This is a genomic window from Alteromonas gracilis, assembly GCF_002993325.1.
In the GTDB taxonomy this organism is placed as follows: Bacteria; Pseudomonadota; Gammaproteobacteria; order Enterobacterales; family Alteromonadaceae; genus Alteromonas; species Alteromonas gracilis.
Genome location: NZ_PVNO01000001.1, coordinates 56,502 through 69,906, shown reverse-complemented (window position 1 = coordinate 69,906; position 13,405 = coordinate 56,502). Strand labels below are relative to the sequence as shown.

The window sequence follows — 13,405 nt, the reverse complement described above, 5'->3', positions numbered from 1 at the left end:
TTTGTAACTGATTGTACCAGATGCCCTTTTATTATCACAATGAATTATGCCTAGTCTACTAAAGCTTTTAACAAGTCTTTAAAAATAAAGTGTTATTTAAAAGATCTTCTAACACCCAACTGTACACATATTGCCCAAGATTTAAGGCTTTTTTAGCTGTCACAATAAAAATCGTGAAAAATGTGATAAATATTCAGTAACTTTCACATGGTGGGGTCTGTGATTTGCTTTCTCAAGACGTTAATATCATGTACGCTTAATTTCCGACTATAATGACAGCAGCAAAACCATGGTTGAGCGAAATTCATCCCGCTACACCAGCAGTTTATGTATGCAATAACCGGAACTACACAGTGAAAAGATACGCAAAAATGCGTGCTTTGTTGTAAAAGGAACAGGAACTCATGCAAACCTCAATGATCGCGGCGATCTATAAGAACTTCCTGGGACATGCGCCCGACTGGTATAAAAAAACCATCATTGCCTTTCTCATTGTAAACCCCTTCATTTTTATGGTGGATCCCTATATTGCTGGCTGGACACTCGTTATTCAGTTTATTTTTACGCTGGCAATGGCACTTAAGTGTTACCCGCTGCAGCCAGGCGGCCTTCTCCTTATAGAAGCCATGTTTATAGGCATGACCTCGCCCGGGCATATGATGCATGAGATTGAAGTGAATTTAGAAGTACTGCTACTGCTTGTATTTATGGTGGCCGGTATTTACTTCATGAAAGATCTCTTGATGTTCCTTTTCACTAAGCTTGTCATTAAAGTGAAAAACAAACTTATTCTTTCATTAGCATTTATTTTCGCCTCTGCATTTCTGTCAGCTTTCTTAGATGCATTAACGGTAGTCGCGGTAATCATTAGTGTCGGCTTAGGTTTTTACTCTATCTATCACAAGGTTGCCTCAGGTAAAGAGTTTCACTCTGAACACGATCACACCAGCGATGATGAACTAGGAAGCCATGACCTAGAGGATTTCAGAGCATTCTTACGAAACCTTATGATGCACTCTGCGGTAGGCACTGCGCTAGGTGGCGTTATGACCATGGTTGGTGAACCTCAAAACTTAATCATCGCAGATAAAGCCGGCTGGGACTTTGTAGAATTCTTTATCAGAATGGCGCCCGTTACTTTGCCTGTTTTTGTATTTGGTCTACTAACTACCGTTGTATTAGAAAAAACCGGCATGTTTTCCTACGGCGCGAAGTTACCCACCGCTGTAAGACAAATCTTAGTCGACTACAACGACCACATGGACAAAGGCCGCAGTAAGCGTGAAACTGCAAAGTTGGTAGTTCAAGCACTTATTGGTATTTGGTTAATAGTCGGTCTTGCAACGCATATGGCGTCAGTTGGCTTAATTGGACTATCTGTTATCGTTTTAGCGACTTCAATGAGCGGTGTTATTGAAGAACACGCATTAGGTAAAGCCTTCGAAGAGGCACTACCTTTTACTGCACTGCTTTGTGTTTTCTTTGGCGTGGTTGCGGTTATTATCGACCAGGGCCTATTCCAACCTGTTATTCACTGGGTATTATCATTCGAAGGTGAGACACAAATGGTAATGTTCTATCTAGCCAACGGTGTACTTTCAATGGTGAGCGATAACGTGTTTGTGGGTTCAGTTTATATAACTGAAGTAACGGCAGCTCTTGAAGCAGGTCAAATAACACGTGATCAGTACGATATGCTAGCTGTAGCAATTAACACGGGAACTAACTTACCAAGTGTTGCTACGCCGAATGGTCAGGCAGCCTTTCTATTCTTGCTAACGTCAGCCATCGCTCCACTACTTCGTTTGTCATATGGGCGAATGGTTATGATGGCGTTGCCTTATACTGTTGTACTTACGATGGTGGGCTTGTTGGCGACCTATTTGGGATTGGCTGACGCTACGCAGGTTTTATATGACATGCACCTGATTGAGCATCACTCGGCAACTGGTGCTGGCGCGCCAGCATCAGGTCACTAATTTATGCGTAGTATGATTCACGGCATAAGCCAGTGGGCAGAGCACAAGTCATCGTGGCTTGTGCTTTTCGCTACATCATTAGCTCTCGAAGTTGCAGCCTTGTATTTCCAGTATGGTATGGGCTTAAAGCCCTGCATTATGTGTATTTACCAGCGAACGGCAATGTATGGCATAGTGCTTTCTGCGTTAATCGTTCTTATAAAAAACAACGGCTTCACACGCATGTTAGGCTTTGCCGGTTGGGCAGTGTCCGCTGGGTGGGGCTTCTTGATTGCCAAAGAACACGTGGGCATTCTTAACGCGGCTAATCCTTTTTTTGCTAGCTGTGAAATAGTACCTAACTTTCCGTCTTGGCTGCAGTTGCATGAGTGGCTACCAGCAGTATTTGCAGCAGAGGGGGATTGCTTAGAAGACTCATGGCAGTTTTTGTCGATGGGTATGGCTGAATGGATGCAAATCATTTTTGCTGCCTATTTTGTTGTATTCGCACTCGTTTTCGCATGTCGGTTGTTGGATAAAAAACCCTTTTGATCGACTTATCCATTCTACCTTCTCGCCTGCCTTCTATTCACACAGAGCAAGGCCCAGTCTCAATTCAGCGCATAGCAGAAAAACATTGCCATGCGCTTTGTGAGGCTGGCCAGCAATCCATTCATCATGTAAAGCCGTGGTTTGGTTCTGCGGTATGCCCTGTCACCCCTGCACTTGCTAAACAGTGTATTACTAATATGGAGAGTGCTCGGGAAGCTGGTTATGGACTTACCTATTTGCTTATTCACGAGGATAAATGCTTAGGAATGGGGATAATCAACCATATCCACCACACTCACCTTACGGCAAACCTTGGGTACTGGTTAAGACCTGACGCTTGCGGTAAAGGGTTAGCAACTGCAATCTGTGAAGCGTTAAAAAAGCTCGCTTTTTCGCAGATGAATTTACATCGTTTAGAATGCTTTGTAGAGCCAAACAACAAGGCAAGCATTCGTGTGGCTGAGCGTATCGGCGGCATTAAAGAAGGATTATGCCGCAAACGTGTATTCGGAAGAGATGCACTACTTTACGCGCTTACTTCATGATTTGCCTTCTATCGTAAGCTATTACTCACTACTCTCAACTCAAATCCCTTAAGACCCATGGGGTGCTAAAGAGATACCGCTCAAGATAAGAGAGTAAATCCTTGCTCTGCTCTGGATGAGTAATTAAAACGAATACATAAGCCCAGTGTAAGCATACATAGAGTCATCGGGGTAAGCGCCAGCTTCTAACGCGCTGCCTTTCGCAAGATATGCGCCCCCTACTTCAACACGTAGCGGTTTATGTACTTGATAACGCCAACGAAACTCAACCTGATGACCCAAGAAGTCATCTTCTCCTTCAGATACCTTATGAAGCCAAAGTCCCTTGTAGCCAACCATAATGGTGTGTGCACCGCTTAGTTTCGTCACTCCTCTCAGCCCAGGCGCCAAAATATTGCTGCGCGGGAACGCTTGATAAACGTCAGTAGGGCCGAAATCAAATCGTCTAAGACCGTAAAGCGAGTCGAACCCGCGTATGGTTGCATCGTCAGCATTATTGTCGCCACTTGCTGCATCGATCTCGGCTCTTAAAAACGTGCTTGCACTTATCTGTTTGCCAATATGACTGTGCACCATCCATGCAGTGACGTCTTTATCGTCTAGATCAGAGGCCGATGCAGACTGTCTAGCCTGACCTGTTTGACCTATCGCTTCGATATTGTATTTCCAGTCCTCGAAAAAAGTTTTCGAATAATCCACTGACAGCGTGAAAAGGTCGCGATTTTTCGTTGCAAGCGCTTCCGAGTCTGATTCTTTTAACCAGTAACTATGTATTTTCCAGGCATCATCTTGTGATTCAGCGTAAATCCCGAAAAATTTTTGATTGCTAAAGCTCTTATCAAAAGCGCGCTTATTATCGTCAAGTGAAGGTGCATCAAATGGAAATCGAGAAACCGGTAATAGGTAAAAACCACGTACATTCCATCCCGACCAGTGCCCATCGACTAATGCACCTTCAAAGCTATTAGTAGCATTCCTAAAACGAGTTCGCCCCATAAGACGGCGACTACCGTGGTCGAGCGTTACGCGGCCCACGGTAACGCTATCTAGATATTCATTGATACCCTTGTAGGTAATGTAAAATTGAACAGGTTCAAGGGTATTCACCTGAGCAGACTTGAGCGTAGGATCATTGTCATCAAGATACACTCGAGAATCTTCAATCTCGGCGACTGCCTGCCAGTTTTGATAAACGGCTTCGCCTTTTAATCTTACGCGGGTAGAGAGGCGCTCGTTCGTTTTTTCACGCGTGTCTTCATTAGTGGGAAAAATAGGATTGTTCAGGGTTTCGTAACGCATTCTCACTGAACCGCTATAATTGACATCTAGACTTTCAGCTTTTAAGGGCATTGCTAGACATGCCATAGCGACTAATAATCCTGAAGCGCTAGCGCTCGACTTCTCCATCTTTAAGCCTTTTGTAAATAGGATAAAAAAATAAAGCGGAAGTATAAACTAAGCGCATAAGTAACACTTATGCTCTTTAGTCTATGATTGTCTGTGGCGAGGACGATATATTCGGTAGAGCTTCAAAACTGTTTGGTACGAACTCAATCTAAGTCCTCGAGAGGCCAAATAGCAATATAGTCTTCGAAGTTGCTCAAGTCGACGTCAGTTTCAAACACCGTTTTATTTCTTACCGACATCCCTTTTGCGTGCATCACATGCTTCTTACCTTTGTTAAGCAATGGATGCCATGACGGTAGCCCCCTGCCCTCATAGAGTCTTCGATAGGAACAGCTGTTCGGCATAAAGAAAATGTCTTTAAGGTTTTCTTTAGTGAGTTTAACGCAATCGGGTACAAGCTCTGTTCGCCTCTCGTATTGCGTGCACTCACACTTTTTTGTATTTAAATACGAACACACTATGTTGGTGTAGTGTATTTTCTCATTATCTTTGATGTGATCGGTGACTTCGTATTCTTCAACAGCATCATCATCGATAAACTTCTGTAGGCAACACTTGCCACAACCATCACATAGCGATTCCCATTCTTTTTGAGACATTTCCTCTAAAGACTTCGTTTCCCAAAATGCGACTGTCATTCTGCGACTACCTCTGTGTGCACGGTTAGATGACCTTCTAGCGTTGCGACAACGGTATCAGAGGGCGTTAGCTTGCCGACCCCCTTTGGCGTTCCGGTTAAAATTACATCCCCACTATCTAACGTAAACACTGAGGACATGTGGGCAATAAGAGGAACAATTTTGTGAAGCATTAATGCTGTATGACCATCTTGTCGAATCTCATCGTTAATCATTAAACGAAATCGCAGTTCATCAAGATTCTCAACGTCATTTAATGGTACAAAGCCTGAAAGCGGTGCGCTGTTATCGAATGATTTAGATCTTTCCCAAGGTTGACCTTGCTTTTTCAACGCGGCTTGGACATCACGAAGCGTAAGATCTAACCCTAAACCGACGCCCCAAATTGCAGCCTTTACTTCATCTTCGTTGGCGTTTTTCAATGATGACTTGAGCAGTACCGAAACTTCAAGTTCATTATGACACTCACCGTTGTCGGTAGGCACAGCAACTTTATCGTGCATGCAACACATTGCGGCTTTGGGTTTCATAAAAAGTAAAGGTGTCTTAGACACTGTAGAATTCATTTCTTGAATATGATCAAGGTAATTGCGTCCAACGCAAATTACTTTATTTACCGGTAACAAAATCTCGTTACCTTCCATATCAACGTGATGATAAGGCATTAGTATCCTCGCTTTATTCGTTCTGAAAGATAGCCTACCGAAATGCCAAAGTATGACGAGCGGTTCCACTTCATTAGCGTGTGAAAATTGTCGTAAACCAGATAAATACGCCCATCTTCACCATCGGGCATAATAAGCGACGCATTAATATCGACATTGGGAAGGGCACTCCCATCAAAACGCGTTACTCCATTTTGTTTCCAGAATGACAACGGCTTCATGTTAGCTTTGGCTAGCCCCGAAAATGGCACAGCACCGGAGAGCTTAACTTGCCTTCCCCATGTGCCCTTGCTATTCCATCCTTCAGAGGATAGATAGTTTGCGATAGAGGCAAAAACGTCAGCCTCCGTGCCCCAGATATCTTTCTTGCCGTCGCCGTCATAATCCACAGCGTAATTTAAGAAAGAGATAGGCATAAACTGCGTCTGTCCCATTGCACCCGCCCACGAACCTTGAAGGGCATCTACGCTGGTATGTCCTTCATTTAAAATTTGCAGTGCAGCAAAAAAGTTGTCTTTGAATAGTTTTTCTCGTCGTCCTTCGTACGCTAACGAAGCCAACGCAGAAAGCACGCTGTAATTGCCCTGAATTTTCCCAAAATTTGACTCATTTCCCCACAGGGCAACGATGAATCTAGCTTGGACGCCGTATTCTTTGGCTATTTTCTCGAGCAACGTGCTATGTTCATCGTACTTTGCCACCGCTTGCTTAACTTTCCAATCTGGCACCCGCGTAGCTAAATAATCATCAAGGGTTATCTTTTTCTCAGGCTGGTTTTTGTCAGACTTTACAACGGTGGGTCTAAACGTGATGGTGGCGAACGCTTCCTCCAGCTTATCAAGGTCCATCCCCTTATTCACCGCCTCTGTTTTTAAGGAAGCAACATAGGTAGCAAAACCCTCTTTGGTTAGCGCATCGCTTGCGGCCGCTTGTGCGATGTTGTGAAGTAAACATGTCAACGCAAGTACGAAAACAGATAAAAGCACTGGAAGGTTGCGCTTTTTAAATGACGTTGTGAGGGCCTCGCGGATGTTTCCCATCGCTAGTTTGCCCAGCGAAAAATTTACTGCATTGAATAACATGGTAATTTAAAACTTTTTATCCGGTGTTTTTGAAAGACCGAGAGACTCTCGATGTGTCTCAAGGAGGTTTTCTTCTTTAGGCGGCACCTGAAGGTAGAACCCTTTATCGCTAAGCTCATCAATTAATTTCTGTTTGTCGACCATACCGAGGCGCTCGTGTTTATCTAATGCGAGAATAGTCACAAGCTCTGGACGACCGAACATCTGCATCAACGGTTCAGGCACATCTTCAAAATTGTCTTTCTTGGGCACGTACAAATACATACCTTCTTTTTTTCGCGTTTTATAAACTGCACATAACATAAGGTTGTTTTCTCTTCATGTTGGGCTAATTGCGTTTACCAGTCTTATGAATTGGCACTACTGCGACGGCGCATCGCCTAGAAGGCGTGTTACGTGGGGGCGAAACAAGGGTTCTCGCCACGTGGAAAGAACATCAGGCTTCAACCCCTGAACCCGTGTTTCGTCAACCGAAAACCAGTACCATTTAAGCAGTTGATTCAACTGTTTTTTAGACGCTATTACGTCAGCATTAACCCCGTTATCTTTGGCAATTTGCTCACTAACCTCTTTTAACTCTGCGAGCGTCTTTTTATATTTCGCAACATCAATAAGTCGCAATACAATGGGAAGTCTTAGCTTTTCGGGCGTTTGCGCATACTTCGCCCTGGCCTCTTCAATCAATATAATAATGATGTCACCGTAGCGCCTCACCGACTGATGATTAACGCCATTAATCCGTGACAATGCAGATTTGTTGTCTATTAGACGCTGCGCTGCCTCGAATAAGTGTCCTTCCTTAAAAACAAAATTGAGCGCCAAGTCTTTCTTTCTCGCCGTATTTAATCGCCATGCAGCTAAAGCTTGAAGCACAGTGAGCTGTTCGCTGTTCAAACGCCAGTTATTTTTAATACTCAAATAGGCAAAGTCTTCTGGCATTTGTGCGCGCTTTTTCTCAATCAACAGATCTATCTCTTGATAAATCCAGTGCACTTTACCTGCTGCCTGTACTTTGCTGGCTAGCTGTTGATAGCACGGCAGAAGATAAAGAACATCATTAGCAGCATAGCTTAGCTGAGCCTCTCGAAGGGGTCTGGCTAGCCAGTCAGTGCGTGACTCTCCCTTGTCTAAGCTAATATCGCAAAGCAGTTCCACTAACTTCGCATAGCCTAATGACGGTCCCATATCCAGCATACTTCCCGCCAACTGTGTATCAAATACGGGCGTAGGGACAGTACCAAAAGCGGTAAGAAAAGCTTCCATGTCTTCTGAACATGAGTGAAGCACCTTTACCACTTCTGTATTTTCCATGAGCGCGATAAACGGCTGCATGTTGTCAATAGCGAGCGGATCGATAAGCACAAGCTGGTGCCCGTCATACAGCTGGATTAAGCCTAAATGTGGCGTAAGCGTTCTTGTTCTTACAAATTCGGTATCTAAGGCTACAGCTTCTTGACGTTGCGCAGCAGTACACACCTTGTCTAATTGTTCAAATGTCGTAATTAATTGATATTGCATATTTTTGCACAGTAATAAAAAAGCCGGCTAACGCCGGCTTTCACAAAACTATTTCATTCGAATTAGTCTCGAAGCTCCCGACGCAGAATTTTACCCACATTGGTTTTTGGTAAGTCGTCTTTAAAAACAACTTGCTTAGGCACCTTATAACCTGTTAAGTGGTTACGACAGTGCGCGATAACGTCTTTTTCAGTCAAAGCATCGTTGTTCTTAACTACAAACAGTTTAACAACTTCGCCACTGACTTCATGGGGAACCCCCACCGCTGCCGCTTCAACAATATTTTCATGCATTGCGGCAACTTCTTCGATTTCGTTAGGAAACACGTTAAAGCCTGATACCAGGATCATATCCTTTTTACGGTCAACAATATAGAAGTAACCTTCATCATCTACCGTTGCAATATCACCTGTTGCAAGCCATCCATCTTTAAGAATGTCGTCTGTTGCTTCTGGGCGGTTCAAATACCCTTTCATGACCTGAGGACCTTTCACCCACAATTCACCCGGCTCTCCCTTTTCAACGGGATTACCGTCATCATCAAGTAGTTTAATGTCTGTGGATGGAACAGGCATACCGATGGCGCCTTTATAAGCTTCAATTTGCGGTGGGTTTACTGCAACTACAGGTGAACATTCTGTAAGGCCGTAACCTTCCAGTAGTACCGTGCCAGTTACTTTTTCCCACTTTTCAGCAACAGGACGCTGAACAGCCATACCGCCACCTAGACCAAACTTGAACTTGCTAAAGTCTAATTCGTCGAACCCTGGGGTATTTAGCAGGCCGTTAAAGAGCGTGTTTACGCCAGGTAAGATAGTGAAGGGGTACTTGCTTAATTCGTTGACGAAAGCAGGCATGTCCCGAGGATTAGTAATAAGTAAGTTGCGGCAACCATACTTAACGAACATAAGGCAGTTCGCCAATAGCGCAAAGATATGGTAAAGCGGAAGTGCTGTTACTACGAAATCTTCACCTTCTTCAATCACCGTCTCTAGAATACCTGAGACCTGCTCAAGGTTAGCCACCATGTTACGGTGTGTGAGCATTGCTCCTTTAGATACCCCTGTAGTTCCACCGGTATACTGGAGAAACGCTAAATCGCCACTATCAATTTCAGGACGCTTATATTCGAGAGACTGGCCCTTTTTAACCGCTGACATAAAAGACGTAGTTTCAGGAAGATTGAACGAGGGCACCATTTTCTTAACGTATTTGACTACTGCGTTGACTATCCAACGCTTTGGTGCGGGCAGCATATCACCCAAGGCAGTTAGGAAAACTTCTTGAAGATTAGTCTCTGCAATAACCTCTTCAAGGGTACACGCGAAGTTCTCCACGATTACGATGGCTTTAGCATTGGCATCATTAAGCTGATGCTTCAATTCACGAGCGGTGTAAAGAGGGTTAACGTTAACCACGACCATACCCGCGCGCAAAATACCGAACATGGCGATAGGATATTGAAGAAGGTTTGGCATCATGATTGCCACTGCGTCACCACGCTTCAATCCGCTTGCCTGCAAATAAGCGGCAAATTGAGCAGACAAGGTATCTAACTCTTCAAACGTAATTGAATGCCCCATGTTAATGAAGGCTTCTTTATTTTTAAACTTTTTTACTGACTGCTCGAAAATGTCTACTACAGATGCATAGCGATCGGCATCAATTTCTGCGGAAACGCGAGGGTCGTAATGCTTAAGCCAGGTTTTTTCCACCAAAACCTCCTCTACTTTATTCTTATACTATTTGATGAACGCATGGGGAGCCACGTTCACGTAACTGGTCTGATAACTTGCGAATAGTATAGGAAGTGTAAAAAAAAATAAACGGTACAATTTACAATTGCTCAACAAATTGACGTATTAGTACCCCTATATCGTCAGTATTTTCCATGTGAATATGGTGGCCGCCTACAAATTGTTCGAACTGTGCATTTAAAAGCCAGTCTTTTCTTTTCGAAAACACACTCTCTAGTTTCTTAAAACTATAAGACGCACCGATGAAAAGTACAGGGCATACAATAGCACGCATCACCGATTCTGCCTGTTTTTCTGTAAGCCTAAGAGTAGATTTGGTTCGAAGTTTAGGATCGCTGGACCAAAAACAGTGCCCGCCTGCATCCTGCGTTAAGTTTCTGGATAAAATTGAGCGCGCGTGTTCTTCGGGTATATCCGATATCTTGCATCTTGCTTTTACTGCGTCCTCTAAATCGACTAAACGAAGTTTATTGCGCGACTTGGCGTGGCGACTAATAATAGCTTCACGCATTTGTGACGGTGTCGTGTCTTCAGATTCAGTAAGGGGGCCGCAGGCATCAATACTTATCACCGCTGATACTTTCTCAGGAAACAACGCAGCAAACATACTTGCCAAAATCCCCCCCAAAGAGTGACCTAGCAAAATCACGTCTTCCCATCCTTGGGTTTCTATTAATGCATACAAATCCTGAAGATAGTCAGCTTGGTTATAGTGGGTACCTGCCGCTCGATGACCCGAGCGACCATGACCAGCAAGGTCAATCGCGACGAAACGGTGAGTTTGAAGATAAGGTGCCAATAACCTTAAACTTTCTGCGTTGTCCAAAAAACCGTGCAATCCGATGACGACGTTACCGCCCCCTTGATTGTCCAATGCCGCTAAAGTGAGGTTTCCAATATTAAATTCTGTTTCAATCATAGTGCCCTTCCCGGCAGACAATTGCCGCCCAAATCCATGTTAGCCAGAAAAAATAAAAAAAAGCGGCAATATTATGCCGCCTTTGTTACATGTACTACTTTTGCTGCTGATTCGTCTGATTGTTCGAACGTGTTCCCCTGCTTTGGGACTTAGCACTCACCTTTTTTGTATTAGGCAAAGCAGAGCGGCTCGGCGCATTGCTATACCGAATGATACGTGTGTGGCTAAATCCGGGATGCCCCCACCCCATATTGCGCCATCCAAACGGGTGATAAAATGGCCCTACCCCGCCCCAAAATGGGGAATACCAACCTGTAAAACTATTAAATCCGAAAGTATCCATGTGATAAACATCACGGTCGCGCCACATGTGGTAATCATCGGCGATAATTGTGGGATAAATATAGGGTTGCTCACCCACCATACCCATCGTAGGAGCGGTAATAGTACCTAGAAAGGTTGCCGAACGACCTTCTTCAAATACAATGGGGTCGACAAATCCGTCAATCTGAACTTTAAAGCGCCCCGAGGTTTCCCCACTCGTGCCGGGCTTGCCGTAATGGTTTAACGGAAAATGAGCAAGCTCAATAAAAGTTTTGTCAGGTTTATTTTCTACCCCGACAATTAAACCACCCCAACGCGCTTTCTGACCTTGCGCATTGGCACCTGAAGTTACCGCCTTTGAGTAGCTGATCAGTTGTGTGCCTTCTGGCACCTCAATGCTATCAGGTACGATGGAACAGCCGGTAAACAAGAAGACTGTGAGTAAAACTAAATAACGAGACATTAAAGCGCTCCTTTGAACCCCGGAAAAAGTGCCGTGTTAATAATGCACTTAATCAAAGCAAACCCTGAATTTCACGATAAAAAGCGATGTATTTTCTTTAGCAGGTCTACAAGTTGTTTTTCGTATCTCTTTAACTTGAAAAGAAAAAGCACACGCTATCAATCTAAACATTAGCATTAATACGAAGCGACAACCACTGCCGTTCAATTACAATTATGCTAATACAAGATTAACTAGATCTTAGAGTTGCCTTCCATTCATTCGTTCAGTTAATACCAGTCCGCATAGACAATTAAACAAAAATGTAAGCTTTGCGTAAGTGTTTTGATTAACTACAGTGCGCTACTACATGGAAAAAAGTGGAGGTAAAGCGAATACATCAACAAAAGCCCGTGAGGTTCATTACAAGGCAATTAAAAAATCTGCGTTTTTCAGGCGTAAATATCAACGCCAAACATTGCTTGAATTGACTCTCGCTGCGCTTGTTTTTCGAAACTGGTGTAAGAGGCGATAGCGTTTTGAGAATAATTATTGCCGTCTTCGCGAATAAATTGCTGATATGCTTTTGCGTTATCTGTGCCTTGTTTATCAGGCGCAACAACGATCGCCCTGGCAGACGATTCACTTTGCCCTTTGCTTTGCTGCTCAGGGTCTTTGTTGATTTTAGCTACCCGCCCCTGCGAAGGCTCTGAAGACGGTAAAGCAAAATTATTGTTAATAATCATACAAAGTTTTTAAGGCAAAATTTGTACCAAATTATAGTAGGTTTGCAGCACATAAACGCTACAAACCACTTTTAAATGGATTATCTTCCCGGCAGTTTTTTCCACGTAACTTTGTCTCGAAGATAAACAGGTTCTACATTAACTGCATCAAACACGTTACCAGTCTCTTGCGCTTTTGATGCCAAGCTAAGCATATATTCTGCGTTTGGTAGGGAAACGTCTTCATGGCTTTCACCATATGTATTTGCGCGCCACTCGCTGAGCTTTTCATATGCAGTCCAACCGGTGCCTGCGGTAACAATTTTTTTGCTCACTTTCTGGTCCATTGAATCAAGCTGTTCCAACGCCATTTCGGGCGGACAAACCTGCTCATCGATGATTCGATTGACGCTATCAGGAGTTTGAGAATACACGGCAAAGTAAACTTCATCCATGCGGGCATCCGAAGCTACTGCAATAAGTGCGCTTTCATCGTTGATTTTGGCTGCAGTCTCGACCGCCATAGCTTCAAGTGTGCTTATTCCGGCAACCTTCAGCCCCGTACCAAGCGCTAAACCTTGTATCATGCCAGTAGCTATACGAACCCCGGTAAAACTGCCAGGGCCCCGACCGAACGCGAGTAAGTCTAGGTCATTTAACGTGATATTCGCTTCTTTTAATACCTCGTCAACCATGGGAAGCAAACGCTGACTGTGCTGCTGTGGGCATATTTCAAAACGGGTAATACGTGTTCCGTTGTGCTGTAATGCTACCGAACATGCTTCGGTTGCCGTATCTATCGCTAAAATATTCATGTATGTCTCTTGTGTTGTATAACCTAAAATCGACCTCTGCTTATAATTTCCAAGAAGC

At 43.9% G+C, this 13,405-nt stretch carries 14 protein-coding genes; 3 read left to right on the top strand and 11 right to left on the bottom strand.

What is annotated here, in order from left to right:
• Positions 1-404: 404 nt before the first annotated feature.
• Genes nhaB through C6Y39_RS00315 form a run of 3 tightly spaced genes read left to right on the top strand, consistent with a single transcriptional unit; the run spans position 405 to position 3,055 of the window.
• Complete coding sequence (nhaB, locus tag C6Y39_RS00325) at positions 405-1,979, top strand: sodium/proton antiporter NhaB (protein WP_105929338.1); 1,575 nt, start codon at positions 405-407, stop codon at positions 1,977-1,979.
• Positions 1,980-1,982: 3 nt separating this feature from the next.
• Positions 1,983-2,510 (top strand): disulfide bond formation protein DsbB, encoded by a 528-nt coding sequence (gene dsbB, locus C6Y39_RS00320; RefSeq protein WP_105929337.1) that lies wholly within the window; start codon positions 1,983-1,985, stop codon positions 2,508-2,510.
• Entirely contained in the window at positions 2,507-3,055 is a 549-nt protein-coding gene (locus C6Y39_RS00315; RefSeq protein ID WP_105929336.1) for a GNAT family N-acetyltransferase, read from the top strand. Before dsbB ends, C6Y39_RS00315 begins: the two co-directional genes overlap by 4 nt.
• Before the next feature lie 123 nt (positions 3,056-3,178).
• Here the strand turns inward: C6Y39_RS00315 and C6Y39_RS00310 are convergent, their stop codons facing one another.
• From C6Y39_RS00310 to tsaB, 11 genes are all read right to left on the bottom strand, one after another.
• Complete coding sequence (locus C6Y39_RS00310) at positions 3,179-4,462, bottom strand: alginate export family protein (RefSeq protein ID WP_105929335.1); 1,284 nt, start codon at positions 4,460-4,462, stop codon at positions 3,179-3,181.
• 143 nt (positions 4,463-4,605) lie between these two features.
• Positions 4,606-5,100 (bottom strand): YcgN family cysteine cluster protein, encoded by a 495-nt coding sequence (locus C6Y39_RS00305; protein WP_105929334.1) that lies wholly within the window; start codon positions 5,098-5,100, stop codon positions 4,606-4,608.
• Positions 5,097-5,765, bottom strand: a complete 669-nt coding sequence (locus C6Y39_RS00300; protein ID WP_105929333.1) for a fumarylacetoacetate hydrolase family protein — start codon at positions 5,763-5,765, stop codon at positions 5,097-5,099. The genes C6Y39_RS00305 and C6Y39_RS00300 overlap by 4 nt, the downstream gene beginning before the upstream one ends.
• Positions 5,765-6,805 carry a lytic murein transglycosylase gene (locus C6Y39_RS00295; RefSeq protein WP_105929422.1) on the bottom strand — a complete coding sequence of 347 codons (1,041 nt, stop codon included), beginning with the start codon at positions 6,803-6,805 and terminating at the stop codon, positions 5,765-5,767. The genes C6Y39_RS00300 and C6Y39_RS00295 overlap by 1 nt, the downstream gene beginning before the upstream one ends.
• Positions 6,806-6,853: 48 nt before the next feature.
• Entirely contained in the window at positions 6,854-7,150 is a 297-nt protein-coding gene (locus C6Y39_RS00290) for a YcgL domain-containing protein (RefSeq protein WP_105929332.1), read from the bottom strand.
• A gap of 57 nt (positions 7,151-7,207) precedes the next feature.
• Entirely contained in the window at positions 7,208-8,365 is a 1,158-nt protein-coding gene (gene rnd / locus C6Y39_RS00285) for a ribonuclease D (protein ID WP_105929331.1), read from the bottom strand.
• A 62-nt stretch (positions 8,366-8,427) separates the two neighbouring features.
• A complete protein-coding gene (gene fadD / locus C6Y39_RS00280; protein ID WP_105929330.1) occupies positions 8,428-10,080 on the bottom strand; it encodes a long-chain-fatty-acid--CoA ligase FadD in 1,653 nt (550 codons plus the stop codon).
• 121 nt (positions 10,081-10,201) lie between these two features.
• Positions 10,202-11,041 carry an alpha/beta fold hydrolase gene (locus tag C6Y39_RS00275; RefSeq protein WP_105929329.1) on the bottom strand — a complete coding sequence of 280 codons (840 nt, stop codon included), beginning with the start codon at positions 11,039-11,041 and terminating at the stop codon, positions 10,202-10,204.
• Positions 11,042-11,135: 94 nt separating this feature from the next.
• Positions 11,136-11,828: a Slp family lipoprotein gene (locus C6Y39_RS00270; RefSeq protein ID WP_105929328.1), complete on the bottom strand. Its 693-nt coding sequence runs from the start codon at positions 11,826-11,828 to the stop codon at positions 11,136-11,138.
• A gap of 431 nt (positions 11,829-12,259) precedes the next feature.
• Positions 12,260-12,553, bottom strand: coding sequence for a hypothetical protein (locus C6Y39_RS00265; protein ID WP_105929327.1), 294 nt, complete (start codon positions 12,551-12,553; stop codon positions 12,260-12,262).
• Positions 12,554-12,633: 80 nt separating this feature from the next.
• Positions 12,634-13,347 (bottom strand): tRNA (adenosine(37)-N6)-threonylcarbamoyltransferase complex dimerization subunit type 1 TsaB, encoded by a 714-nt coding sequence (gene tsaB, locus C6Y39_RS00260; RefSeq protein ID WP_105929326.1) that lies wholly within the window; start codon positions 13,345-13,347, stop codon positions 12,634-12,636.
• Positions 13,348-13,405: the final 58 nt, after the last annotated feature.